The sequence below is a fragment of the Streptomyces sp. NPDC015130 genome, from assembly GCF_043080005.1.
Classification (GTDB): Bacteria; Actinomycetota; Actinomycetes; order Streptomycetales; family Streptomycetaceae; genus Streptomyces.
Genome location: NZ_JBIBVC010000007.1, coordinates 474,561 through 498,271, shown reverse-complemented (window position 1 = coordinate 498,271; position 23,711 = coordinate 474,561). Strand labels below are relative to the sequence as shown.

At 73.1% G+C, this 23,711-nt stretch carries 21 protein-coding genes; 5 read left to right on the top strand and 16 right to left on the bottom strand.

Going from position 1 to position 23,711, the window contains the following annotated elements; translation table 11 throughout:
* Positions 1 to 107: 107 nt before the first annotated feature.
* Entirely contained in the window at positions 108 to 1,307 is a 1,200-nt protein-coding gene (locus ACF08F_RS18335; protein ID WP_392299518.1) for an erythromycin esterase family protein, read from the bottom strand.
* Between the two features lie 58 nt (positions 1,308 to 1,365).
* Between ACF08F_RS18335 and ACF08F_RS18330 the strand changes: the two genes are divergently transcribed.
* The gene (locus tag ACF08F_RS18330; protein WP_392299517.1) at positions 1,366 to 2,136 is read left to right on the top strand and encodes a TioE family transcriptional regulator; all 771 of its coding nucleotides are present in this window, start codon (positions 1,366 to 1,368) and stop codon (positions 2,134 to 2,136) included.
* 100 nt (positions 2,137 to 2,236) lie between these two features.
* Entirely contained in the window at positions 2,237 to 3,139 is a 903-nt protein-coding gene (locus tag ACF08F_RS18325) for a glycerophosphodiester phosphodiesterase (RefSeq protein ID WP_392299516.1), read from the top strand.
* 16 nt (positions 3,140 to 3,155) lie between these two features.
* Here ACF08F_RS18325 and ACF08F_RS18320 read toward each other — a convergent pair whose 3' ends face one another.
* The 4 genes from ACF08F_RS18320 to ACF08F_RS18305 are packed head-to-tail and all read right to left on the bottom strand — an operon-like array spanning position 3,156 to position 6,518.
* Positions 3,156 to 4,244 carry a CU044_5270 family protein gene (locus tag ACF08F_RS18320; RefSeq protein WP_392299515.1) on the bottom strand — a complete coding sequence of 363 codons (1,089 nt, stop codon included), beginning with the start codon at positions 4,242 to 4,244 and terminating at the stop codon, positions 3,156 to 3,158.
* Positions 4,241 to 5,011, bottom strand: a complete 771-nt coding sequence (locus ACF08F_RS18315; protein WP_392299514.1) for an RNA polymerase sigma factor — start codon at positions 5,009 to 5,011, stop codon at positions 4,241 to 4,243. The genes ACF08F_RS18320 and ACF08F_RS18315 overlap by 4 nt, the downstream gene beginning before the upstream one ends.
* Positions 5,012 to 5,056: 45 nt before the next feature.
* On the bottom strand, positions 5,057 to 5,575 hold the full coding sequence (locus tag ACF08F_RS18310; protein ID WP_392299513.1) for an HD domain-containing protein: 519 nt from the start codon (positions 5,573 to 5,575) through the stop codon (positions 5,057 to 5,059).
* A gap of 7 nt (positions 5,576 to 5,582) precedes the next feature.
* Positions 5,583 to 6,518, bottom strand: coding sequence for a hypothetical protein (locus ACF08F_RS18305; RefSeq protein ID WP_392299512.1), 936 nt, complete (start codon positions 6,516 to 6,518; stop codon positions 5,583 to 5,585).
* Between the two features lie 142 nt (positions 6,519 to 6,660).
* Between ACF08F_RS18305 and ACF08F_RS18300 the strand changes: the two genes are divergently transcribed.
* The gene (locus tag ACF08F_RS18300; protein WP_392299511.1) at positions 6,661 to 7,326 is read left to right on the top strand and encodes a class I SAM-dependent methyltransferase; all 666 of its coding nucleotides are present in this window, start codon (positions 6,661 to 6,663) and stop codon (positions 7,324 to 7,326) included.
* A 10-nt stretch (positions 7,327 to 7,336) separates the two neighbouring features.
* Here the strand turns inward: ACF08F_RS18300 and recQ are convergent, their stop codons facing one another.
* The 8 genes from recQ to ACF08F_RS18260 all read right to left on the bottom strand — a co-directional run bounded on the left by recQ (position 7,337) and on the right by ACF08F_RS18260 (position 18,846).
* Positions 7,337 to 9,424: a DNA helicase RecQ gene (gene recQ, locus ACF08F_RS18295; protein ID WP_392299510.1), complete on the bottom strand. Its 2,088-nt coding sequence runs from the start codon at positions 9,422 to 9,424 to the stop codon at positions 7,337 to 7,339.
* Between the two features lie 126 nt (positions 9,425 to 9,550).
* A complete protein-coding gene (locus ACF08F_RS18290) occupies positions 9,551 to 10,297 on the bottom strand; it encodes a DsbA family protein (RefSeq protein ID WP_392299509.1) in 747 nt (248 codons plus the stop codon).
* On the bottom strand, positions 10,294 to 14,100 hold the full coding sequence (locus ACF08F_RS18285; RefSeq protein WP_392299508.1) for a multicopper oxidase domain-containing protein: 3,807 nt from the start codon (positions 14,098 to 14,100) through the stop codon (positions 10,294 to 10,296). The genes ACF08F_RS18290 and ACF08F_RS18285 overlap by 4 nt, the downstream gene beginning before the upstream one ends.
* A 39-nt stretch (positions 14,101 to 14,139) precedes the next feature.
* Entirely contained in the window at positions 14,140 to 15,444 is a 1,305-nt protein-coding gene (locus tag ACF08F_RS18280) for a methyltransferase domain-containing protein (RefSeq protein WP_392299507.1), read from the bottom strand.
* Positions 15,441 to 16,331: an iron-containing redox enzyme family protein gene (locus ACF08F_RS18275; RefSeq protein ID WP_392299506.1), complete on the bottom strand. Its 891-nt coding sequence runs from the start codon at positions 16,329 to 16,331 to the stop codon at positions 15,441 to 15,443. Before ACF08F_RS18275 ends, ACF08F_RS18280 begins: the two co-directional genes overlap by 4 nt.
* The gene (locus ACF08F_RS18270; protein ID WP_392299505.1) at positions 16,328 to 17,125 is read right to left on the bottom strand and encodes a dihydrodipicolinate synthase family protein; all 798 of its coding nucleotides are present in this window, start codon (positions 17,123 to 17,125) and stop codon (positions 16,328 to 16,330) included. Before ACF08F_RS18270 ends, ACF08F_RS18275 begins: the two co-directional genes overlap by 4 nt.
* 1 nt (position 17,126) lies before the next feature.
* Positions 17,127 to 17,672, bottom strand: a complete 546-nt coding sequence (locus ACF08F_RS18265) for a DUF6190 family protein (protein ID WP_392299504.1) — start codon at positions 17,670 to 17,672, stop codon at positions 17,127 to 17,129.
* On the bottom strand, positions 17,662 to 18,846 hold the full coding sequence (locus tag ACF08F_RS18260) for an aminotransferase class I/II-fold pyridoxal phosphate-dependent enzyme (RefSeq protein WP_392299503.1): 1,185 nt from the start codon (positions 18,844 to 18,846) through the stop codon (positions 17,662 to 17,664). Before ACF08F_RS18260 ends, ACF08F_RS18265 begins: the two co-directional genes overlap by 11 nt.
* Before the next feature lie 461 nt (positions 18,847 to 19,307).
* On the opposite strand from ACF08F_RS18260, the gene ACF08F_RS18255 reads away from it, so the two are divergent.
* On the top strand, positions 19,308 to 19,919 hold the full coding sequence (locus tag ACF08F_RS18255; RefSeq protein ID WP_392299502.1) for a TetR/AcrR family transcriptional regulator: 612 nt from the start codon (positions 19,308 to 19,310) through the stop codon (positions 19,917 to 19,919).
* A gap of 248 nt (positions 19,920 to 20,167) precedes the next feature.
* On the opposite strand, the gene ACF08F_RS18250 is transcribed toward ACF08F_RS18255, so the two are convergent.
* Together ACF08F_RS18250 and ACF08F_RS18245 are read right to left on the bottom strand one after the other, a co-directional pair.
* The gene (locus ACF08F_RS18250; RefSeq protein ID WP_392299501.1) at positions 20,168 to 20,737 is read right to left on the bottom strand and encodes a YceI family protein; all 570 of its coding nucleotides are present in this window, start codon (positions 20,735 to 20,737) and stop codon (positions 20,168 to 20,170) included.
* 18 nt (positions 20,738 to 20,755) lie between these two features.
* Positions 20,756 to 21,085 carry a rhodanese-like domain-containing protein gene (locus ACF08F_RS18245; protein WP_392299500.1) on the bottom strand — a complete coding sequence of 110 codons (330 nt, stop codon included), beginning with the start codon at positions 21,083 to 21,085 and terminating at the stop codon, positions 20,756 to 20,758.
* A gap of 84 nt (positions 21,086 to 21,169) precedes the next feature.
* Here ACF08F_RS18245 and ACF08F_RS18240 point away from each other — a divergent pair, with 84 nt between their 5' ends.
* The gene (locus ACF08F_RS18240; RefSeq protein WP_150264414.1) at positions 21,170 to 21,631 is read left to right on the top strand and encodes a MarR family winged helix-turn-helix transcriptional regulator; all 462 of its coding nucleotides are present in this window, start codon (positions 21,170 to 21,172) and stop codon (positions 21,629 to 21,631) included.
* 11 nt (positions 21,632 to 21,642) lie between these two features.
* On the opposite strand, the gene ACF08F_RS18235 is transcribed toward ACF08F_RS18240, so the two are convergent.
* Entirely contained in the window at positions 21,643 to 23,478 is a 1,836-nt protein-coding gene (locus tag ACF08F_RS18235) for a M48 family metalloprotease (RefSeq protein WP_392299499.1), read from the bottom strand.
* Positions 23,479 to 23,711: the final 233 nt, after the last annotated feature.

Genomic DNA, 23,711 nt, shown 5'->3' with positions numbered 1-23,711 from the left:
GTACGCGGGCCCGCGTACATCCAGTACGCGGGTACGCGGGCCCGCGCCCGGTGCGGCGAGAGTGCGTGCATGGCGTCGCGGGGCAGGCGGGAGTTCGACGACAGGGCCTAAGGGGTCGGCATGTCCTTGACGAACACGAGCCCGTCGCTGTCCGCCAGGTGGGCCGGGTCGAACGGGGCGTAGCCGTACCAGGGGGAGACGCGCGGTACGGGCGGGGTGTCGCCGAGGGCGGTCGTGAGCCGTCGGGTGTCGACGACGCAGGCCTCCTCCGGGAGCTCGTACAGGAGTCCTTCGAGCGTGTCGGGCGGGGGTGTGCCGACGCCCTGGTGGCGGATGGTGCCGAGGGCCGTGGCCACGAAGGCGTACTCCCGGCCCAGGCGGCTGCTCGCCAGCGCTCCGGCGCCCCACCACTCCAGCAGCTGTCCTCCCATGGGCATCGAGCTCTGCTCCCGCCGGAGGTGGGAGTTGTGGCCGTGGACGAACAGCGGGCCGCGGGCGGCGAGGGCGAGGAGGTTGTCGGCCATCATCTGGTCCCGCAGGCCCACCAGCCGGTTCAGGCGGGCCGGGGAGGTGTCGGCCATCCAGTGGTGGTAGCGCAGCAGACCGACGGCGGTGCGGGCGTGGAGGCACGCCCGGTGCCACTCCTCCGGCGAGGACTCCGCGCGGAGGCGGGGGCGCTGCGCGTCGAGGAGGGCCGCCAGGTCGTCGGCGACCAGCCGCAGTTCACGGGCCTCGGCCGACCGTCCCGCGGAGCGGGCCGGGTCGAGCATGGCGGCGGGTTCGGTCCACGTCTCGTCGGGGCCGAGCAGTCGGTCGAGGGTGTCGGCGGTGCAGGGGAACAGGTCGTCGTCGAGCCGGGCCGCGAGGTAGGCGCGGAGTGCGGTGAGGGCCTGCCGGGGGCTCGCCGCGGCGGCGATCTCCAGCGGTCCGTCGAAGCCGGCGAAGCGGACCTGCTCGGAGGCGGGCCGTCCTTCGTTGTGGGCGCGCATCCAGCGGACGAGCTCGCGGTTGGCCGGGGACGCGCCCCAGCCGTGGCTGAAGCCGTGCTCCATGACCTCGTCGAGCGTGCCGGCGCCCGAGGTGACGTGCTCGTCCACGAGCAGGCCCATCAGGCAGTCGCTCTCGATCGCGATGGTCCGGTAGCCCTCCTCGACTAGCTGCCGGAAGAGGGTGTTGCGGAGGCCGAGGAGGGTGTCCTCGCCGTGGGTGGGCTCGCCGAGGGCGAGCAGTCGGGGCCTGTTCGGGAGCAGCCGCAGGACGGCGGCAGCCTCGAAGGCACGGGCGGTTTCCTTGATGTCGGTCGCCATGCCTTCAACGCTATCGTTGAAGGCTCGGTTGAGGTTTTTCGCCGATATCATGGGCTGAATGGGGAGAAACCTTCAAAGCGGGGATCGGCTCAGGCCGGTCGATCTGGCGCGTGGGCACGGTCTGTCCACGCAGGCCGTCCGGAACTACGAGGAGGCCGGCATCCTCCCGTCGGCCGACCGCACGCCCCATGGCCACCGCACCTACACGCCGCTGCACGCGGCGGCCCTGCGCGCCTTCCTGGCGCTGGTGCCGGGCCACGGTCACGGGACGGCGGCGTCGATCATGCGGGCCGTGAACGAGGGCGCGGTCGAGGAGGCGTTCCGGCTCGTCGACGAGAGCCACGTCCAGCTCCTCGACGACCGGCGGACCCTCCGGGCCGTGGAGAGCGCCCTGCGGGACCTCGCGCCGCTCGCCCACGAGCCGGCGCCGGTCGCGGGACCGGCGGCCGTCCGGGTCCCGGCGTCCGGCACGGCCCCTGAGGCCGGGGGAACGTTCATCGGGACGCTGGCCGGGAGGCTCGGCGTCCGGCCCGCGACGCTGCGGGCCTGGGAGCGTGCCGGTCTGCTGAGCCCGCGCCGCGACCCGCTGACCGGCTACCGGGTGTACGACGAGGCCGACGTGCGGGACGCGCGGATGGCGCACCAGCTCAGGCGGGGCGGATACCCGCTGGAGCGGATCGCCCCGCTGATCGCCCATGTGCGGTCGGCCGGCGGTCCGGAGCCGCTGGAGGCGGCGCTGGGCGACTGGCACGGCCGGCTGTCCGCCCGCGCGCGGGCGATGCTGTCGGGGGCGGCGGAGCTGGAGGCGTACCTGCGGATGCGGGGGTGAGCGCGCGGCCGGCGGGACCCGGCGGGCGTCGAGGATTCGTCATGTGCGGTCCGGTGTGGGGTCCCTGGCGTGTCACCCTGCGTATCTATGCTGTGCGTCCATGAACGACGGACGATCGACCGCGCCCCGGTCCCGGCGCCCCGGGCGCCTCACCTACGGCTCGGCGGCGCTCGCCGCCGTCCTGGTCCTGGCCGCTCCCTCCACGCTCTTCGCCGATCCGGGGGACCGTGCCTCGGGGCGGGCGGCGGCCCAGGCCGCACCGACCGTCATCGCCCATCGGGGCGCCTCCTCCGCCGCCCCGGAGAACACCCTGGTCTCCGACGAGGTGGCCCGGCGCGGCGGGGCGCGGTGGATCGAGAACGACGTCCAGCCCAGCAAGGACGGCGTGCCGTACATCCTGCACGACGCGACCGTGGACCGGACGACCGACGGCACGGGCCCGATCCGTTCCCTCACCGCCGCCAGGCTCGACGAGCTGGACGCCGGCTCGTGGTTCGCCCCCGCCTACGCCGGGGCCCGGGTCCCGACGCTGGCCGCCCAGCTGGCCGACCTGCGCGAGCGCGGCGGGAACCTCCTCCTGGAGATCAAGGGCCGCCACAGCCACGCGCAGGTGGCCCGGATCGTCCGGGACGTGCGGGAGCAGTCCATGAGCGGCCGGGTCTTCGTGCAGAGCTTCGACATCCCGACGCTCCGGTACGCCCGCGAGCTCGCGCCCGAGCTGCCGATCGGGCTGCTGCGCTCCACGCTCGACGCGGACCCGGTCGGGCTCTCCGAGGAACTGGGGCTCGCGGCGTACAACGTCTCGGACGCCGCGCTGGCCGACCGGCCCCAGATCGTGGGCGACCTGCACGCGGCGGGCGTCGCCGTGAACGTCTGGACGGTGGACGATCCCGTCCGCTGGAAGGCGCTGGACGCCCTCGGGGTGGACGGGATCATCACCAACCGGCCCGCCGAGCTCACCGGCTGGATCGCGGGACGGACCTCCGGGTCCGCCGCGGGCTGAGCTCGGCCACCGGACCTTACGGGGTGACCTTCATGTCGTCGACGAAGGCCCGGACCATGATCGCGTCGGTGGAGACGACGGTTCCGGGCTTGATCAGTCCGCCCTCGCCGGCGTTGCCCTTGACCTGGACCGTGCGCTCCCCCAGGAAGACGAGGGTCTTGGGGTCGAAGATCCACTCGGTGCGCTGGCCGCCGACCTCGTCGAGTCGCGCGACCGCGACGCCCTTGCGGCCGACGGCGTCGGTGGCGCTGTCCACCGTGACCACGCCGGGGATCTTCGCGGCGGCCCGGTAGAGCGCGGCGGTGAGCTGCGGGGACGGCCAGCTCTCGCCGAGCAGGTCGCCGATGGTGGTGAAGGCCTGCTGGTCCGGGCCGTTGCCCTGGCCCTCGGTCTCCTTGTAGATCTTCCGCAGCAGGGCGTCGGGGTCGGTGGGGAGCTGGGCGAGGTAGTCGTGCGAGGGCGCGCCCAGGTGCGGCTTCGGGTCGTTGCCCTGCTCGTCGGGGCCGGCAAGGGTGATGCCCTCGGGCTCGGTGTTGCCCGGTTCGATCAGCCAGCCGTCGCTGCCGTCGGTCGACCTCCAGATCTGCCGGGTGTGCAGGGGCACGCTGACGAGCTTGCTCACGCCGCTGTCGGTGCGCACGTGGGTGCCGGCGGAGCGGGACTCGATGTAGACGAACTGGTCCGCCCGGGCGGCCTTCGGGGCGTCGGCCTCGGCGGCCGCGAGCGAGATGCGGTCCAGGAGCTGCGGGGCTCCCTTCGGGTCGACGACGCCGATCCGGGTGGTGAGGGCCGGGCCGTCGGCGAGGCCGTTCCCGGATCCGGCGGTCCCGCCCGGGGTGAGGACGAGGGCGCCGACCACGAGCACGCCCGCGAGGGCGGTCACGGCGGGCAGGAGGACCGCCTTCCGCAGGAAGGGGTTGCGGGCGCGTGCGGTGCGCGCGGCGTGCGCCTCGGCGGTGGCGATGCGGTCGTCGTGGATCTGGCTCATCAGGCGCTCCTTGTGGAACTGGTGACGGCCCGGAGGAAGTTCGCGCTCCTCGATCGCCGGAAGGTCACCGGGCTCGTGCCGGGGTGCCGTTCGGGTTTCGGTCGGATCGGGGTTCATCGGATTCCCTCCTGTGCGGGCCGGACCGCGTTCACGCGATCACCTGTTGTCTGTCGGGCGCGGGAGGCGGGTTCCCGGATTTCCCGGACCGATTCCGCGAGATCTCGGACGGGTTGCCGGCTGCCGGGGTCGGACTGCCCTGCGCCGCGGGCGGGTTGGCCGACGTCACGGCCGGGTCGGCCGACGTCGAGGCCGGATTGCCCCGTGCCGCGGGCGAGTTCCTCCTCCGCTCCGGTACGCAGCTTGGCGCGGGCGCGCGAGAGGCGGGAGCGGACGGTGCCGACGGGGACGCCGAGGGCGGCGGCGACCTCGGTGTAGGCGAGGCCTTCCCAGAGGCAGAGCACGAGGACCTCGCGTTCGGTGCGGCGGAGCGTGCCGAGCGCCCGCAGGGTGGCGGCGATGCGGCGCCGGTCGTCGAGCCGGCCCGCGACCTCGGAGGCGTGGTCGGGCATCGCGGCCTCGGCGGCGCCGGCCGCGGCGTACGCGGAGGCGGCCCGCCGGTAGCGCCGGTTGCCCCGGCAGTGGTTGCGGGCGACGTTGGTGGCGACGCCCAGGAGCCAGGGCCGGAGCGATCCCCCTTCGGGGTCGACCTTCTGCCGCAGCCGCCAGGCCTCCAGATAGGTCGCCGCCATGACGTCCTCGGCGACCGACCAGTCGCCGGTCAGCCGGAAGGCGTGGTTGTAGACGCTCCGGGCGTGGGAGTCGAAGAGTTCGGCGAAGGCCGAGGGGTCCCCGGCCCGGATCCGTGCGCGTGTGTCGGTGTTCACGACTGTCGTCTGTCCGGCTCACGGGACGGGTTCCCGTGAGCCGGGTCACATTCCGCCGGTGGTCCGGGCGCGCAGTTCGGGGAGGAGGCCGGGGTTGACGACCGTCAGGATCGTCGCGACGTGCTCGGCGTCGGCGCCCGCCCACAGGATGTCGCGCGCGCCGCGGTACTTGGCGGCGAGCCGTTCGCGCCGGGCGGGCGGCAGCTCCGCCGCCCGGTCCTCGCGGCTGTTGTGCGCGTTGTCGGCGATCTTCACGAGGGTGGCGTCGGGGTCCCGCGCGATGAGGTGGAGCTTCGCCTCGTAGGACAGTCCGGGCCGGTTGGTGACGGCTTCGACGAGGGCGACGACCCGGTCCGGGACGCCGGCGGCCCTGAGCCGTTCGGCCGTCCACCCGGTGTCCTCGATGACGTCGTGCAGGAGGCCGGCCATCGCCAGCTCCTCGCCGAAGGGTTCGAGGCCCGCGGAGACGGCCCGGACGTGCTCGACGTACGGGACGCCGATCAGGTCGACCTGGCCGGCGTGGGCGCGGGCCGCGAGCGCGTCGGCCTCGGCGAGTGTCGTCATCTCCGGCTCACCGCCCGTTCATGAGCAGCTGCGGCAGCTGCATCGTGCGGTTCTGGTCGCCGGGGCGCGCGCGGGGTCCGTTCGCCCACTCCATGGTGACCATGGGGGTGGCGCCGCTGCCCGCGTCGACGGTGGCGCCGGCGAAGCGCTCGCCGGAGGCGGTGGCCGTCCGCAGCTTGTCGGCCGTGCGCCGGGCTCCGTCGGCGGAGACGGTCAGCGCGCAGAGCCGCTCGCGCGAGGTGCCGTCGGTCTCGGCGGTGGCCCCGATGGCGTACAGCGTGACGTCCGGCGTCTGGCTCTCGCGGCCCTTGCCGAAGAAGGTCGCGTGGTAGGTGGTGTCGCCGAGGCAGCGGGCGACGGCCTGGTAGGCGGGGTCGTCCGCGACCGGGGCCGAGGGCGCGGCGAGGGCGGGCGGGGGCGCGTCCGGTGAGACCGACAGGGAGCGTACGGACGATGAGACGGCGACCTGGCCGCCGTTCGGGTCCTTCAGGAGCGTTCCGCCGTCGGTCGCGCTCTCGGTGTACCCCAGCTCCTTCATGCCGTCGGTGACGGCGCCGACGTCGAAGCCGCCGGTGAGCCGCCAGCGGTCGGAGCCGATCCCGAGCGAGGTGCTCACGTCGTTCTCGTCGAAGCCGTGGGTGTCCTTGAGGGGGCGCTTCTCGCGGGCCGCCTGCGCGACCTCGGGGATGCCGTACGCGGAGAGGCCGCCGTACAGTTTGTCGTCCTGCTTCACGAGCTTTCGGGTCGCCGTCACGTCGGTGTAGGTGAGGACCTCTCCGGCGTCCGCCTCGGGCACGGTGCCGAGCACGGCGGTGAGTCCGGCGGGCGAGCCGCCCGCCGAGTCCGCGGAGTCGTCGCCGCAGGCGACGGCCCCGGCGCCCAGGACGCCCACGAGCGCCGTCGCGGCGATCCCTCGCAGGACCCTTCGTCCGTTCCCCGTCATGCGCAGCCTCCGATGTCGGCACCGGCGGTCCCGGTGGTAGGGATCGCCCCAGAAGGGTAGTGGGTCCGCCGGACGGCCTCGTATCGGGCCGTCCGGCGGACCCTGACGGTACGAGGACGACCCCGAGGGAAGGGAAGCGGACGTGGCGGAACACGAGGCGGAGGGACGGGCCCTGTCGGCGGCGGAGCTGTTCGACGGCATGGGGATCGAGTACGAGCGGGCCTTCGGGCGGCTGCCCGCGCAGCTGGAGGCCGTCGGGTGGCTGACGGACCGGCTGGGCGCGGGGGCCCGCGTCCTGGACGTGGGCAGCGGCACCGGCCGCCCGGTGGCCGATCTGCTGGTCCGGTCCGGCTGCGAGGTGACGGGGATCGACGTGTCCCGGACGATGGTCGAGCTGGCCCGCGAGCAGGTGCCGGGGGCGCGGTTCGAGCAGTGCGGCGTCCACGACTTCGAGGCGCCGGAGGGCAGCTTCGACGCCGTGTGCGCGTTCTTCCCGCTGCTCGTCATGAGCCGGGCGGAGGTGTCCGCCGCGCTGCGGCGGATGGCGGGCTGGCTGGCGCCCGGCGGCTATCTGGTGACGGCCACCGTCCCGGCGGACGTGGAGGACGTGGAGATCGTGTGGATGGGGCGCCGGGTGAGGGTCTCCAGCTTCTCCGCCGAGGAGTACGTGCGCCAGGTCCGCGAGGAGTGCGGGCTCGACGTCCTGCACCACGAGGTCTCCGTCTTCCAGCCGGACGACGCGCAGGCGGGCCCGGAGGAGCACGTCTTCTGTTACGCCCGCCGGGCGAAGGAGCTGCCCGGCGGGTGAGCCGTGTGCGTCACTCGTCCCAGGGCGGCTCGAAATCGTCCAGGTCGGCGGGCGGCTCGTCCAGGTCGAAGGGCGGTCCGTCGTCGAACGGCGACTGCCGGGGGGCCTCCGCTGCCGCGCGCGGCGCGGGGGCCCGTCCGGCGGCTCCGGCTCGTGCGGGCGCGGCGGCACCCGCACCCGCACGCGCGGGTGCCGGGGCCGGTGCGGGGGTCGCGGCCGGTGTGGAGGCCGCGGCCGGTGCGGGGGCCCCGCATTCCGCGAGGGCGGCGAGGACGCCCTCGGCGTACTTGGCGAGCTTGGCCTCGCCGACTCCGCCGACGGTGCCCAGCTCCTCGACCGAGGCGGGGAACAGCGTCGCGATCTCGCGCAGCGTCGCGTCGTGGAAGACGACGTACGCCGGGACGCCCTGCTCGCGGGCGGTCGCGGCCCGCCAGGCGCGGAGCGCCTCGAAGACCGGCACGGCGCCGGCCGGCAGGTCGACCGGCACCCGGGCGCCCTTCGAGGAGCGCGCCCCGGGCTCCTTGCGGGACGCCGCGGCGGGCGCCTTCTCCTTGCGCATCGGGACGGTGCGCCGGCCGCCCAGCACCTCGCCGCTGGCCTCCGTCAGGACGAGCGTGCCGTAGTCGCCCTCCACCGTCAGCAGGCCCTGGGCGAGGAGCTGCCGGACGACGCCGCGCCACTCCGCGGTCCCCAGGTCCGACCCGACGCCGAACACCGACAGGTTGTCGTGGTCGAACTGGATGACCTTGGCCGTCTTCTTGCCCTGGAGGATGTCGATGATCTGGCCGGCACCGAACTTCTGGCGCCGCTCCTTCGCCAGCCGCCACACCGTGGACAGCAGCTTCTGCGCGGCGACCGTGCCGTCCCAGGACTCGGCCGGGGTCAGGCAGGTGTCGCAGTTGCCGCACGGCTTGCCCGACTGCCCGAAGTACGCCAGGAGCCGGACGCGCCGGCAGTCGACGGTCTCGCAGAGCGCGAGCATGGCGTCCAGGTGCATGCCGAGGGAGCGGCGGTGGGCCTCGTCCCCCTCGGAGCCGTCGATGAGCTTGCGCTGCTGGACGACGTCCTGGAGGCCGTACGCCAGCCAGGCCGTGGCCGGTTCCCCGTCACGGCCGGCGCGGCCGGTCTCCTGGTAGTAGCCCTCGACCGACTTCGGCAGGTCCAGGTGGGCCACGAAGCGGACGTCCGGCTTGTCGATGCCCATGCCGAAGGCGATCGTCGCCACCACGACGACGCCGTCCTCGCGGAGGAACCGGGACTGGTTCGCGGCCCGCGTCCGGGCGTCCATGCCCGCGTGGTACGGCACCGCGTCGATGCCCTGCTCCACGAGGGCCGCCGCGGTCTTCTCGACCGACGACCGCGACAGGCAGTAGACGACTCCGGCGTCCCCGTCGTGCTCGGTCCTGATCAGCTCCAGGAGCTGCTTCAGCGGGTTGTTCTTGGGGACGATGCGGTACTGGATGTTCGGCCGGTCGAAGCCGGCGACGAAGTGCTTGGCCTCCTCCAGGCCCAGACGCGCGGCGATCTCGGCGTGGGTGGCCTCGGTGGCCGTCGCGGTCAGCGCGATCCGCGGCACCTTGGGCCAGCGCTCGTGCAGCATCGAGAGCGCCAGGTAGTCGGGCCGGAAGTCGTGGCCCCACTGGGCGACGCAGTGGGCCTCGTCGATCGCGAAGAGCGACACCTTGCCCCGGTCGAGCAGCCGCTGCGTCCCCTCGGTGCGCAGCCGCTCGGGGGCCAGGTAGAGGAGGTCCAGCTCGTCCGCGAGGAAGGCCTGCTCGACGGACTGCCGCTCGTACGGGTCCTGTGTCGAGTTCAGGAACCCGGCCCGCACGCCCAGGGCACGGAGCGCGTCCACCTGGTCCTGCATCAGCGCGATGAGCGGCGAGATCACGACGCCCGTGCCGTCCCTGACGAGCGCGGGGATCTGGTAGCAGAGCGACTTGCCGCCGCCGGTCGGCATCAGGACGAGCGCGTCGCCGCCGCCGACGACCTGCTCGATGATCTCCTGCTGCTCCCCGCGGAAGGAGCTGTAGCCGAAGACGCGGTGGAGCACCTGCGCGGCGTCGGAGACCTGGGCGGATTCGTCGGAGAGGACCATTCGAGAAGCCTAGCGGCCGTCGCCGACACCCCGGTGCCGTCCGCCGCAACCTGTGGACAAACGGAGATCGTGCGGGAAGAGGGCGCCGGCGGTCCCGGGTCGTGGGACCGCCGGCGCCCTCCGGTGCTACGGCAGGTCCGCCGCCTGGGTCAGGAGCTTCTCGTAGATCTCCGGCCGGTCCTCGTCGATCACGGGGAAGCCGGTGCCGAAGTCGCCGTTGACCCAGCGCGCCCGGATGCCCGGGTTGGCGCTGTCCGTGCCGTCGTGCAGGAAGAGGTGCGGGCTGCAGTCGACCCGGCCGTCCCGCGCCGACTCGTACTGGGCCATCACCGCCCGGCGGGCGGTGCCGCCGTCGAATGCCTCGGCCAGCGCCGTCACGTCGACCGCGCCCGTCTCCTCGGCCACGTCGAGGATCACGTGGCGCTGCGAGATGCACCGGCCCTCGGCCCAGAAGGCGCGGCGCAGGGCCCGGTCGAGCTGTTCGCTCGCGTGCCAGCTCTGTTCCTTGGCGGCGTGGACCGCCTCCAGGGCCGGCAGGGTGGTCACCGGGTAGGTCCAGTCCGGGCCCTGCCACAGCCGCCAGCCGGCCTCCGGCTCCAGGGCGCCGAGGACGGAGATCTCCGAGTCCACCCCGGGCCGGGCGTTGACCTCCCGGTTGAACAGCTCCAGCGGGAAGGCACGCAGGTCGAACCAGAGGCGCCCTTCGAGGCCGAGGCGCCGCCGGGTCTCGTGCAGGCGGTGCACGGCGACGTGCGCGAAGGAGCAGTTGAGGTCGGTGTAGACGGCGATGGTGTCGGGTGCGGCCGGCAGCCGGGGGTCGGCGGCGCGCCCCTCGGCCTGTCCGGCCGTGCTGTCCGTCGTGCTGTCGGTCATGGTGCCTCCTCGACGCGGATCAGTCCCCACCAGCCCTCGCTGACACCCCAGTGGAGGTTCCCGGTGCGGTACACGTGGTCGCCCGGGTGCTGGGCGCGGAAGCGCACGGTCCGGGTGCTTCCGGAGGCCAGGGCGCCGAGGGTCGACACGTACCAGCCGAGGCCGGTCTCCGAGGCGTCCCACACCTGGCCGTGCACGGTGAGGCCCTGGTTGCGCATGCGGTGCGAGGCGACGGCCAGATGGACGGCCACCTGGTCACCGGCGCGGCAGGTGAGCAGCGGGGTCGGCGGCTCCGGGTCGGACAGCACCGGGTCCAGCGGGTGCAGGGCGGCGCTGCGGTAGTTGTAGGCCTTCTGGCCCGCGTCGTCGGGGCTGTCCGAGAAGAGGTCGGTGACCGGCTGGGTCAGGTCCCCGTCGTGGTAGAGCCGCAGGCCGTCCTGGGAGAGCAGGACGAGTTCCCGTACGGGCTCGGCGTCCGGCCTGCGGACCACGGCCCGCTCGCCCGTCCACCGCTCCTGGCCGGTGTCCGGGTCGTACGGGGTGGCATCGGCCTCCTCCACCACGAGCACGCCGGCCAGGCCGCGGCGCGGGTGGGAGATGACGTCGGCGTGCGAGCGCAGCAGGACGACGCCGGGTTCGGCCGCGAACCAGCGGTAGGTGCGGGAGGCGCCCGGCTTGACCGTGGTGTCGGCGTTGCGGCCGACGTGGGCGCCGTCGTCGGTGCGGACGTCGAAGTCGAGCAGGGTGGGGTGGAGGGAGACGCGGCCGGAGATCGTCCGGGCCCCGCTGTCGGCCTCGTTCATCAGCCGCGGGTCCAGGGGGCTGGCGGGCGGCGGCCCGTCCAGCTCGTTGATCAGGGTGACCTCCACCCATTCGCCGGCCCGGCAGCGCAGGACCAGCGGTCCTTCCTCGGGGCCGCCGTCGCCCTCGGCGGTGAAGACGAGGCCGTACGGGTCGGTGCGCAGCGGGTGGTACGTGACGACCTCGGCGCGGGCCCGGACGGTGTGGCGGCGGACCCGGCGGCGCGGGGGCCTCGGCGGGGCGTCGGCGGTGCGCCCGGGCAGGGGCGGCAGGTCGGCCTGGGGCCTGCCGTACAGCCGGAGCAGTCCCCAGCAGCCGAGCCACAGGTCGTTGCCCGCGCCGAACGACCAGAGGTGGTCGCCGGGTCCCAGGGTGGGGGCGAGGGCGAGTTCGGCGACGTTGGAGATGCCGAGGGTCTGCTGGTTGCGCCAGGCGGTGTCCTCGCGGTCGGGCCACTCGCGCCAGCGGGCTCCGGAGAGCGTGAAGCTGTGCTGGAGGTCGTGGGAGCCCTGGAGGACGTGGATCCGCAGGTCCTCGCCGGGGTAGCCGCGGAGCAGCGGGGTGCCGGGGTCGCCGTGGACGGTGCTGGAGAACCAGTGGGCGGGGTCGCCGCCGCGTTCGGAGAGCGGCGCGCTGCGGTAGTTGACGCCCATCGAGCCCTGGTCGTCGGGGGCTCCGGGGAACGGCGGCGGGTTGACGGGGCCGCCGTGGTCGTGGTGGCCGTGCTTGACCATGGGGACGAAGTCGCCGATGGCCAGGACCATTTCGCGGTGGGCCTTGCCGTCGGCGGTCTTGATCACGGCCTGGGTGCCGCGTCGCAGTTCCTTGTCGTGGTCGTCGGGCGACACCCAGACGGCGCCCTCGGGTTCGGTCATGAGCGCGCCGAACAGGCCGTGCCGCTGGCGGTAGTTGGCGAGGAGGTGGTCGTGGAAGAGGACGGTTCCGAAGTCCTCGTCCACGTACCAGCGGTACGTCCAGGAGTTGTACTGTCCGTTCGCCTCGGCTCCCTGGTCGGCGGTGGTGGTCGCCGACAGGTAGTTCCAGCCCACGGCGGAGCCGTCGGAGATGAGCGGGTCGTACTTGACGAGGTGGGTGTGGAGTCCGCACTCGGGTTGGAAGGGGAGCTTCGGGTCGAAGGCGGATTCCTTCTGGGGGCCGGTCGGCAGGGAGTTGGTCAGGGTGAGTTCGAGCACCTCGCCCTTGTTGGCCCTGATGACCAGGGGTTCGAGGGTCCGTTCGCCCTCGGCGAGTTGCCGCTTGAACTCGGCGAGGCCGCCCGCCTCCTCGATCTCCTCGGCGAGGACGTAGAAGTGGGCGTTGTGGTCGTGCCAGGTCGCGGCGTGCTCGTCGGTCGGGTCGCCGTGGTAGTGGAGGGTGCCGTTGGTGACGACCAGGTCGTAGCGGCGTACCGGCGCGTCCCGTGGGCCGACCCGGGTGAAGGCCTCGCCGGGCCGCGGGTCCGTGACGAACGCGGCCGCCTCCAGCGGGGTGGGCTCGCGGCCCATGCCCGGCGGCTGGAGCGGGGTCCGCGGCGGGCGGGGGTTCTTCTGCGGGAAGGTGGCCGCCTCGGCCAGGAAGCCGGGGAAGCCGGGGCGTTCGGGTGTCGGGAGCGGCGGGGCCTCGCGGTGCGGCAGTGGTACGAGCCGCTGGATCGGCCGGCCGTCGGGGTACCCGCCGGTGCCGTCCTGGAGGGTGTCGAAGATCCGGAACATGCCCCACATGCCCATGTGGAAGTGGACGTACATGTGGCAGTGCCAGATGGAGTCGCCGACCGCGCCCTGGGTCGAGCCGAGGCCGCCGACGAGTTCGAGGGTCATGGCCTCCTGCGGGCCGATGCTGACGGAGTCGACGATCGGGCTGTTCTCGTCGTCGGCCCGCAGCCGCCACTGGTGCAGGTGGGTGTGGAAGACGTGGGTGTCGCGCATGCCGCCGTGCACGAGCCGGATGACCGTGGGGTCGCCGGAGTAGCCGCGCAGGACGGGTGTGGAGGGGTCGCCGAAGAGCCAGGAGCTGTGGTGCACCTCCTCGCCGAGGACCGCGTCCCGTACGGGGTCGATGCGGCCCTCGTCGAGGAGCTGCCGGTAGCGGTGCATCCGCCATTCCATGGGCTCGATGCGGTGGTTGACCGGGAGCATCGCGATGTTGACCGGCGTGAGGTCGTCGACGGTGTCCGAGGTGCCGGGGCCGGCCGCCGGGGCGCCGGTGGCGGAGGCGGCGGGCCGGTAGATCCCGGCCGCGGCGGCGGCCGCGCCGTCGAGGGCCTGGGCCGTGCCGTGGCCGCTGCCGTGCCCTCCGCCGTGGCCGTGGCCGGGCATCGGCGGCGGGACGGCCGGGTTGTCGTTGCTCGGGTACTCCATCATGAAGATCACGAACTCGCGGAAGCTGCGGTCCGGGAGATGGACGTCGGCGTACAGGCCGGTGGCGAGCGGTCCGCCGGTCTCCGGGTCGGTCCAGGTGGCCTCGGGTGCCTCGACGACCACCGCGCCGACCATGCCGTGGCTCTGCGAGCCCTCTCCCCGGGCGTCGGACATGTCCCCGAAGTGGAACACCCCCTCGTGCTCGCACACCCACTCGTAGACGCGGGTGCCGCCCGGCGGGACGCTGCTGTCCGGGTTGGCGCCGGCGGCGAGTCCGTCCATGGTGCGGACGTCGTACCGGACGCCCTGGAGGGTGATGCCGGCCGGCCGGGCGAGCTCGTTGGTCAGCCGGACCCGGAGCCGCTCGCCGCGCCGGACCCGCAGGACCAGCGGGCGGGCGAGCGGGTGGGGCGTCGGCACCAGCTCCGGGTGCTCCAGGTAGCTGGGGAAGGGCGTGGGCCAGGTGGCCGCGACCTCCCTCAGCTCCGGGGCGTCCGAGGCCAGGACGTACAGGGTGCCGTTGCGGTCGTGGTCGCCGAACTCGTTGTACGCGATGGGTACGTGGAGGGCGACGACGTCGTACGTCCGCACCGGCCTGCCGTCCCCGTGGCGCTCGGCCGGTATCGCTGTCGTGCTGTCGTTCATGATCTGCGGTACTCCCCCGTGCTCGGTTTCGTGCGGTGGTCAGTCGGCGGCGGGACCGGTGCTGTGTGCGAACCGGTCCACCACCCGGGTGCCGGAGAGGACCTTCCCCTCCCAGCTGTAGGTCTGGCCGAAGGGATCGCCGTCGCGGCCGCCCCGGCGGCTGAAGGTCAGGGCGATGCGGTCGCCCCGTCTGACCCGTACGGGCCGCTCTATCGGCAGGTAGCAGTGCTTCCAGCTGTCGGACGTGGTGCGTCCCTCGATGTCGTCCCCGGAGATGTCGAGGGCGACGGACTCCGACAGCTGGGCGACGAAGTAGCCCTTGAACCCGGTGAACACGCCGTCCTTCTGCACCGTGTACGCCAGCGGTACGTCGTACGAGGTCTGCGTCCCGGCCGGCCCGGCCGGCACCGGGTCGTAGCGCCGGACCAGCCGGGGCGAGGCGAGGTGGCCCGCGACCGGGAGGACGGTGTCGTAGTACAGGGCGTACGGGCTCTCCGCGCCACGGGCGGCGAGCAGGGCCGCGAACCGCTCGGGCCCGCCCGCGTCCCGGGGGCCCTCGCCGGCCAGCTGGGCGTGGGCGGTCTCGGCGGCCACGGGCACCAGGAAGCTGTCGACCAGGCCGGGCAGCATCGTGCCGCCGGGCCGCAGGAAGCGCTCCCGGGCGTCGTCGAGGATCGCGGAGAAGTTCTCGTTGTCGGCGAGGTTCCCCATGATCTCGGAGATCACGATGTCGACCCGCTCGGGCAGCTCCAGGTCGAAGGAGAGACCGGACAGCGGGACGAAGCGGTCGGCGAAGCCCGCTTCGGCGAGGCGCTCGGTCGCCGTGGCGAGCACCTTCTCGTTGAGGTCGATGCCGTAGACCCGGGCCGCTCCGGCCTCCAGGGCCCAGCGGGCCAGGATGCCGGTGCCGGTACCGAGGTCGAGGACGACGTCCCCGGGGCGTACGGCCTCGGCGATGGCGGTCCTGAAGGCCGTCATGCGGAGGTCGTCGCCCAGCATCAGCTCGTGGAACTCCTCGCCCCAGTCGAGCAGTTGCTCGGAGGCGGGGAGCCAGACCTGCTCGGAGCCGTAGTAGCCGGGCCAGACGCCCGCCCGGTACACGGTCAGCGGGTCGTCGCCGGGGCCGCGGACCGCGCAGCCGGTCGTCAGGTCGAAGCCGCTGTGGTGGAGCGGACAGCTGATGCGCAGGGTGCGGGCGTTCACGTAGCCGTGGACGAGGCGTCCCTTGCGGTGCGGGCAGAAGGCGTCGATCACGAACTCCTGGCCGGCGGCGCGGACGCGCAGCCGGTCGCCGGGGAGTTCCGTGAGCGTCGCCGGCTCGGCGGCGGGGTCGAGGCCCGTCATGCCGCCGCCCGGCCGGTGAGCTCCCTGGCCCGCGCCACGGCGGTGTCGAAGGCGTCGCCGATCAGTACGGAGAGGAGCCGGGCTCCGGTCCACAGCCTGGCCGGGTCGAGGCCGTGGACCGTCTCGTACTCCTTGATGGCCAGCTGCATCTCCTGCATGTGGAAGGTGTCGATGTGCAGGTGCTCGGTGTAGTAGCGGCCCTGCCGGATGCCGAGCCGCTCGCAGGCCCGGGCCTGGTGGGTGAAGGCGTCCGGGATGGACGCCTCCAGGTAGGCGAGGGCGCCGAGGAAGTACTCGACGTGCGGGGCGCGTTGGGTGAGCCAGTAGAAGACGTTGAGGAACCGGAAGGTCTCGTCCCCGGTGGTGTCGAGAAAGCCCTCGGGCTCCTGCGGCAGGCCCAGTTCCGCCAGGAGCAGCCGGTAGAGCTGGGAGTGCGCCTGCTGGAGGTTGCCGCAGCCGAACTCGTCGATCAGGACCCGCATCACGGCCATCTGGGCCTTGATGGGGAGCCGGGGGACGGCCGGGAAGAAGTTCTGCGCCTCGGTGAGTCCGTCGAGCGCGAACTCCCTCACGACGAGGGTGAACTCCTCGCGGCTCGCGTGGTCGGCGAGGTACTCGCCGGCCGGGCTGCCCGCCCGCTCCTCCGCCAGCAGGCCGTCGAGGAGCCGCTGCCAGGCGGCCCGGTCGGGGACCGGCTCGCCGCCGGCGTCGAGGGAGGCCACGAGCGGAACGATCCAGTCCCGCTCGATCTCCTCGACCCGGGCGAGCAGACGGGAGTCCAGGAGGCCTCGGTTGTGCCGGAACAGCTCCCGGTGCACCGACTCCGCGACCGGACCGGCGGATCGGGCGGGCGGGACCGTCCCGGCGGTCTTCGCCGCGACGGTCATGACGGGACCTCCCCGGTGTCCACGGTCCGGTCCGTCTCCAGCACCCCGCGGCGGTACAGCTCGGTCTTGACCCAGCGGTACCAGTCGTCCTTCTCCAGGCCGTAGCGCTCGCAGGCCGCGGCGAGGGGGCCCTCGGGGTCGGCCAGACGGCCGGCGAACAGCTCGGCGCACAGGGCCGGTTCGACGTTGGCGAGCGCCACGACGTATCCGTCGACGGGGCCGGATTCGAGCAGCAGGTGTTCGAGGCCGGCGAGGACGCGCGCGCCGGGCCGGGCCTCGACGAGCCGCCGGGTGAAGGCGGAGCTGCCCGAGGAGTCCTTGACGCCCACCACCGAGGGCAGGGCGCAGATCCGGAGCAGCGTGTCGAGGTCGGCGGAGTTCCCGGAGACCTCGGTGCCGTGGTAGACGATCACCGGCAGGCCGCTGTGCTCGGCGAGGTCCGCGAAGTGGCGGTAGATCTCGCCCTGGGTGACACCGGTGCCGTACGGGCTGGTGGCGACCAGTCCGTGGGCGCCGAGGTCGGCCGCCACCCGGGCCCGTTCGAGGACCTGTTCCGTGGTGGGCCGCAGGACGCCCGCGAGGACGGGCAGTTCGCCGGCGTGCTTCACGGTGGCCCGGAGCATGTCCTCCCACTGGCCGTCGTCGAGCCAACGACCTTCGCCGGTGCTGAGGTTGGGCAGCAGGGCGTCGACGTGGGGGCGGAGGGTGTCGAGCAGCCGGGCGACTCCGCCCTCCGAGACCTCGCCGGTCTCGGAGAAGGGGGTCACCAGGGCCGCGATCACTCCCTGGTTCATCTCAGGCTCCCTCGGACAGGGCGCCGGCGCCGGCGGGCAGGCGCAGCGCGAGCGATTCACGGTAGAGCCGCTCCAGCGGCTCGGGGAAGGCGGGTTCCGGCTGACCGGCCGGCCAGTCGGCCACGGCGCGGACGGGGAGGCCCTCGAAGTCGGCCGACCGGGGGCCCACGGTGTGCAGCAGTCCCTTCCGGTTGATCACCTGGCCGAGCAGCATGCGGTCGGCGAAGGGCAGCCACGGGGGTGTCCCGGTGTCGGAGAGGGCCAGTCGGACGTCGGCCCGGTCGTACCCCTCCCGGCTGATGTCCATGACCGTGTGGAGGTGGTCCATGAACGGGTAGTAGAGGTCCTGGAGTTCGCGGGAGAAGCCCCAGATGACGTCGTCGCAGCGGCCGACCTGCTCCAGGCTCATCACGACGCGCCCGTCGAGGCGGCGAACGAAGAACGCCTTGGCGGCGACGCGCACGGAGTCGTCGGCGCTGTGCATGCCGAGGAAGAGCTCCGCGTCGATGAACGCGTCCCGGGCGGCGCCGGTGTCGTCAGCGCTCATGGCGGTCCAGCACCTCCCGCAGGCGCTTCATGGCGCCGGCGAACATCTCCGGCTCGCGCGCGAGGGCCATGCGGACGAACGGCTCGCCGCGGCCCGGCTGGCTCCAGTAGAAGAAGCGGCCCGGCAGGACGTAGACGCCCACCTCCCGCAGTTCCCGCTGGAGTTCGGTCGCGGTGAGGTCGGGGTGCTGGATCCTGGCCCAGGCCACGCTGGTCTTCGCGATCGGCTCCTGGTATTCGAGGATCGTGCCCTGGAGGGCCTCCTTGACGGCCTCGCGGTTGATGTCGAGGACGTCGCGGATCGACGCGAGGTCGTCCGCCTCCGAGTTCTCCACGTACTGGGTCAGCATGTTGAGGACGAAGGGCGAGACGTTCAGCAGGACGCTGGTGTGGAGGTTGTACACCTCCTCCTTGATGTCGTCGCTGGCCGTGAGCATGGCCGCCTTCGCGTCCTGCACCGGCCAGGTCTTCCCGGTGTCCTCGATGGCCAGGTACCGCACCCCGGACTCCTCCAGCAGTTCGTACACGTCGAACCGCGCGAGCTCCGGGTCGTAGAGGGTGAAGGACGCGAAACAGAAGTCGATGATGAGCAGCTTGTTGTGGTCCTTGCAGAACCGGACGACCTCCTCGAAGCCCTTGCGCCCGGAGTGCATCAGGCTGAAGCCCGTGGGGTTGTTGGGGTCGACGAGGAAGAGCGCGTCGGTGCGGACCCGCCGCTTGAGCTCGGCGTAGATCCGGTCGGGGTCGTGCAGCGCCGACTCCTCGACGGGGTACAGCGGGACGCCCATGTTCGACAGGACGTCGTGCAGGTTGTCGAAGCAGGGCTCGACGAGGGTCACGGCCATGCGCTGCTGCTTGAGGTACATCGCCACGACCATGGTGGAGATGGAGGCGGCGTAGGACAGCAGCGTCTTGTTCTTGGCGAGCGCCGTGGGCTGGCGGTGGAGGCGGAAGAACGCCTCGATGAACCGCTGCTCGTAGGTGGCCTGGAGGCCCTCTTCCGCCTCGTACCAGAGCTCGGGCAGCCGCTCGACGATCTTGTGCTGGGCGGCGGACTGGCGCTGGTGGGTGTGGGCGTCTGCGAGGTTGAACTCGGTGAGCAGGGCCTGGATCTCGTGCTGCGTCAGATCGAGGAGTTCCTGGCTGCTCAGGGTGGTGCCGGCGTGCGCGGTCATGGTTCCTCCATGCGAACGGCATACGGGTGAGCGCGTGCGGAAGTGCCGGCGTGGCGTGTGGGGTCGCCACGGGTCTTGCTCGACTTTCACTGCGTGTCCCGACGGGCCGGCGCGGCGGGCCGCGACTCCCGGGTACACGGAAGACCGTCTCGGAAGGACGGTGGGGGACTGCCGCTACGGGCAGTGGCCGAGGCGCTCAACGTCGGCTGCGATGCAATATCGGAACCTTGTTCCAGACATGTATCTCCCCCGTAAACGGACTGCGGTCCGATTGGGGGCGACTCTGCCACACGTGGCGGCGGCGGGACAAGCGATCCGGGCGAGGGCGCATCACGGCGTCCGGGCCGCGGAGATCACGGCGTCCGGGCGGCCGCACGCGGCGTTCCCGGCCTTACACTGCGCTGACGCCACCCGGCCACCCACCGGGACCCCCCACGGAGCGTGAACCGAGAGGCCCCCAGGTGCAGCACGTTTCGCCGGACAGTCGTCCCCTCGTCGCCCCCGAGCCACCCGCGGAGCGGTCCGACGCCGCCCGCAACCGCCTGCGCATCCTGGCCGCGGCGCAGGCGCTCTTCGACACCCACGGGGTCGAGAGCGTGTCCATGGACCGCATCGCGGCGGAGGCCGGCGTGGGCAAGGGCACGCTCTTCCGCAGGTTCGGGAGCAAGGCGGGGCTCGCGGCCGCGCTGCTGGACACCCAGGACAGCCGCCTTCAGGAACGCATCCTCTTCGGACCACCCCCGCTGGGCCCCGACGCCCGGGCCGCCGACCGGATCCTGGCGTTCTTCGACGCCTATCTGGACCTCCTGGACGACAACCTGGAGCTGCTGAGGCTCTCCGAGACGGCCTCGCCGGGCGCGCGCTACCGGATAGGTTCGTACGGCTTCTGGCGCGTCCACCTGGCGCTGATGCTCCGCGAGGCCTGCCCGGACCTCGACGCGGACTGCACGGCCCACCTGCTGCTCGCGCCGCTGGACTCCGACCTCCAGTACGCGCTGCGGCAGGGGCAGTTCAGCCCGGACCGGATCAGAAGCACGCTCCTCACCCTGGTGAGACGAGTCATCGCCGACTGACGCGGCCCCGGGGTCGCGCGCGGGAGCACGCCGACGCCCCGGCGCGCGCCGACGCGCCCGGGGCACGCGGGGGTGCGCCGGGGACGGCGTTCGGGCACGGCCGTCTGGCACGGCCGAGGTGCGTCGGGCACGGCCGGGAATCGCCGGGGGTTCGCCGGGCATGACCGAGCACGACCGCGGCGGGCTCGGGTACGTCGAAGGCGCCCCGGTGCGGGCGCGCTCCGCACCGGGGCCCTCGACGGAGCGGGTCAGCTCTCCCTGATCGCCTCGAACTCCAGGGACAGCTCGATCTCCTTGGAGACGAGGATGCCGCCGGACTCCAGGACCATGTTCCAGGTCAGACCCCAGTCCTCACGGTTGACCTTGCCGTGGGCGGAGAAGACCGTACGGTCGTTGCCCCACGGGTCGCGCGCGTAGCCGAGGTAGTCCACCGCGAGCGTCACCGGGCGGGTGACGTCCTTGATGGTCAGGTCCCCGACGAGCGTGCCGCGCTTGCCGTCCCACGTCACCGAGGTGGAGGTGAAGACGGCCTTCGGGTACTTCTCCACGTCGAAGAGGTCCGCGGAGCGCAGGTGCTCGTCACGCGTGGCGTCACCGCTGTCGACGCTGGCCACGTCGATGACCGCGGTGACCTTGCTGTCCTCCGGCCGCTCGCCGATGACGAGGGTGGCCTCGACTCCGGTGAAGCGCCCGCGGACCTTCGTCAGCATGAAGTGACGCCCGACGAAGCCGACCTCGGCGTGACCGGGGTCGATCTTCCACGGGCCGGCGGCGGGCAGCTCCACGCCGTCGACGGTACGGATCGGTGCGGTGGTCATCTCCGTGCGCTCCTTCGGTCAGGCGACGGACTCGGTCGGCAGACCGGCCTCGACCCAGTCGTCCTTGCCCTCGTAGTACTCGAACACGTTGGTGTAGCCCAGCTCGACCAGGCGGTCGGCCGCGATGCCCGAGTTGGGGCAGGGGCTGTTGGCGCAGTAGACGGCGATCTCCGCGTCCTTGTTCGGAAGCAGCGTCGGGGCGAGCTCGTCCACCTGGTCGTGCGGCAGGTTGAGCGCTCCGGGCAGGTGCTTGTCGTTGTAGTACTGCGCCGGAAGGGCCTCGAGCACCGTCACCAGGTTCTCGTCGATCTTCTTCTTGAGCTCGTCCCGCGAGATCCGCTGGGCCATGACCGTTCTCCCTCAATGAATAGTCCGTGCGTCTGCACACACTCTAATAGTCCGTGCGTGCGCACACAAGCTATACTTCTCGTCATGGTCATGAGAGAAGGTGAGTACCGGGTCGAAGCGTGGCGAGCCCTGCTGCTGGCCCACAACGCCGCCGTGCGCGCCATCGAGAGCGATGTGCAGCGCAACGGCCGGATTCCGCTCACTTGGTACGACGTGCTCCTGGAGCTCCGCGGCGCGGGCGAGCAGGGCCTGCGCATGCAGGAGGTCGCCGAGCGCGTCGTGCTCAGCAGGACGCGGGTGAGCCGCCTCGTCGACGAGATGGCCCGCTCCGGCCTGGTGACCAAGGAGCCCGACGCCACGGACAAGCGCGTCACCTGGGCCGTCATCACCGACGAGGGCCGCTCGGCCCTGCGCGCCACCGCCCCGGCCTACATGCGCGGCATCCGCGAGCACTTCGGCCGGTACCTCACGGACGAGGAGGCCGCCGTGATCACGACGGCCCTCCTGCGCGTGGCGCACTCGGGCGACGACATCCAGCTGGGCTGAGGCCCGGGGCCCTACGGAGCCGAGCGCCGGACCTGCCGTCCCATGACGAGCCGCACGTTCCTCAGGCGCGCCTCGGTGTTCGTGTGCGCGGCCCGGGCCGCGATCCCCCGGCCCGCCGCGGCCTGCTCGGCCTCGGGGCCGGGCGGTACGGGAGCGGGCGCACCGGGGTACTGGTGCCCCGGGTACGGCTGACCCTGGTATTGCTGGCCCGGGTACTTCTGGTGCGGATACTGCTGGTGCGGGATCGGCGGAGTCCCCGGCGGCAGGGACGGCGCCGCGGCCGTCGGCCCCCCTGGCACGGCGGCCGTCCCCCGGGCCGCCTCCTCCACGAGGACCGTCTCCAGGGCCTGACCGAACCCGAGCCCCACGGCGTACGCGTCGGCGCGGAACTCGGCCCGTCGGTGGAGCCAGGCGATGAGCAGCGGAGCGGTGGCGACCGGGAGGACGAACCACCAGTACCCCTGCACGAACGTGAAGACGAAGAGGAACTGGACGATCATCAGGGTGAGGCAGCCTCCGCAGGCGATGCCGGCCCAGTGCCTCGTCCGGAAGAGGACGAGGACGAGAAGGACGACGGCCCGCCCGGCCGCCCGCGCGGGCAGCGCGTACCAGTCGGCCAGCATGGCCGCCCAGGTGTGACCGCCGACGTGGTGGCCGAGTTCGTGCGCGAGCACGGCGGCCAGGCGGGAGTTGGGGAGCCGGTCCATCGCGTGCCGCGTGACGGCGACGATGTGCCCGGCGGCGGCCGTCGCGTTCAGCTCGGTGCGCTCCTGGATCCAGAGCTCGTACGTCTCCCGGTCCACGCCCGCGCGCCGCGTCACCTGCTCCCACACCAGGTCGAGCCGCCCGGCCTCCTCGGGAGTGGGCCTGCGCATCCCGAACAGACGCCGGGCGATGGCCGATTCGACCCTGCGGTGGAAGACCAGCGGCCCGGACAGCAGCCAGACCACCGGCACGACCACCGCGAGGACGGAGCTGACCAGGGCGGACAGTCCGGTCACGACGCCCAGGCTGATGAGGCCTATGGGCAGGGTCACCAGAAGATGTGACAGCGCGGCGCCGTCGATCCCCCGCTGCACGGCCTTCACCATGCGACGCCCCTGCTCCAGGGCCAGGTCGTCATGGGAGGCGACGGGCACGGCGCCGCCCCCGACCCGCGGCGCGGGCACGCCGGACACCGCTTCCGGCACCTCGTCCCGTAAGACGGTCCGGACGTCGGCGGGGTACGCGGGCGCGGCGTCCGCACCGGGACGGACAGGGGACACCGCGTCGCCCGGCTGGGCGGGGGCCGGGATCTCCCCCGGGTAGGCGGGAGGAACGTCTCCGACGAAGACCTCCGAGGCCTCGCCCCGGCCCTGGTCCTGAACGCGGGGTGCCGAGGACACGGCGTCACCGGGGTAGGCGGGCGCGGCTTCGTCCGCCGGGTACGAGGGCGGGGCGACTTCGCCCGGGTAGGCGGGCGCAGCTTCGTCCGCCGGGTATGCGGGTGGGACGGCCTCGCCCGGGTATGCGGGTGGGGCGGCCTCGCCCGGGTACGTGGGTGGGGCGACTTCGCCCGGGTACGTGGGTGGGGCGAAGTCGCCCGGCTGGGCGGGCGCAGCTTCGTCCGCCGGGTACGCGGGTGGGGCAGCCTCGCCCGGATACGCGGGTGGGGCGGCCTCGCCCGGGTACGTGGGTGGGGCGACTTCGCCCGGCTGGGCGGGCCCAGCCTCGTCCGCCGGGTACGAGGGCAGGACGGCCTCGCCCGGCTGGGCGGGCCCAGCCTCGTCCGCCGGGTACGAGGGCGGGACGGCCTCGCCCGGGTACGCAGGTGGGGCGACTTCGCCCGGATACGCGGGCCCAGCCAACTCGCCCGGGTACACGGGTGGGGCGCCGTCCCCCGGGTAGGCGGGCGCAGCCAACTCGTCCGGATACGTAGCGGGAGCGCTCTCCTCCGGGTAGGACGGCGCAGCCGTCTCCGTCGAGTGCGCCGGAGGCGCGGGCTCGCCGGGGTACGACGGCGCAGCCGCAACCCCCGGGGACACCGGAGGCGCAGGCTCCCCCGGGTACGAGGGCGCAGCCACCTCCCCCGGGGACGCCG

Coding starts and splice junctions, on each gene's coding strand:
- ACF08F_RS18290 (WP_392299509.1), bottom strand. CDS start 10,297: ATGACCGACAGCACGACGGACAGCACGGCCGGACAGGCCGAGGGGCGC.
- ACF08F_RS18325 (WP_392299516.1), top strand. CDS start 2,237: ATGAACGACGGACGATCGACCGCGCCCCGGTCCCGGCGCCCCGGGCGC.
- ACF08F_RS18310 (WP_392299513.1), bottom strand. CDS start 5,575: ATGACGACACTCGCCGAGGCCGACGCGCTCGCGGCCCGCGCCCACGCC.
- ACF08F_RS18305 (WP_392299512.1), bottom strand. CDS start 6,518: ATGACGGGGAACGGACGAAGGGTCCTGCGAGGGATCGCCGCGACGGCG.
- ACF08F_RS18275 (WP_392299506.1), bottom strand. CDS start 16,331: ATGACCGTCGCGGCGAAGACCGCCGGGACGGTCCCGCCCGCCCGATCC.
- ACF08F_RS18245 (WP_392299500.1), bottom strand. CDS start 21,085: ATGGCCCAGCGGATCTCGCGGGACGAGCTCAAGAAGAAGATCGACGAG.
- ACF08F_RS18285 (WP_392299508.1), bottom strand. CDS start 14,100: ATGAACGACAGCACGACAGCGATACCGGCCGAGCGCCACGGGGACGGC.
- ACF08F_RS18280 (WP_392299507.1), bottom strand. CDS start 15,444: ATGACGGGCCTCGACCCCGCCGCCGAGCCGGCGACGCTCACGGAACTC.
- ACF08F_RS18330 (WP_392299517.1), top strand. CDS start 1,366: ATGGGGAGAAACCTTCAAAGCGGGGATCGGCTCAGGCCGGTCGATCTG.
- ACF08F_RS18320 (WP_392299515.1), bottom strand. CDS start 4,244: ATGAACCCCGATCCGACCGAAACCCGAACGGCACCCCGGCACGAGCCC.
- ACF08F_RS18250 (WP_392299501.1), bottom strand. CDS start 20,737: ATGACCACCGCACCGATCCGTACCGTCGACGGCGTGGAGCTGCCCGCC.
- ACF08F_RS18335 (WP_392299518.1), bottom strand. CDS start 1,307: ATGGCGACCGACATCAAGGAAACCGCCCGTGCCTTCGAGGCTGCCGCC.
- ACF08F_RS18260 (WP_392299503.1), bottom strand. CDS start 18,846: ATGACCGCGCACGCCGGCACCACCCTGAGCAGCCAGGAACTCCTCGAT.
- ACF08F_RS18270 (WP_392299505.1), bottom strand. CDS start 17,125: ATGAACCAGGGAGTGATCGCGGCCCTGGTGACCCCCTTCTCCGAGACC.
- ACF08F_RS18265 (WP_392299504.1), bottom strand. CDS start 17,672: ATGAGCGCTGACGACACCGGCGCCGCCCGGGACGCGTTCATCGACGCG.
- ACF08F_RS18240 (WP_150264414.1), top strand. CDS start 21,170: ATGGTCATGAGAGAAGGTGAGTACCGGGTCGAAGCGTGGCGAGCCCTG.
- recQ (WP_392299510.1), bottom strand. CDS start 9,424: ATGGTCCTCTCCGACGAATCCGCCCAGGTCTCCGACGCCGCGCAGGTG.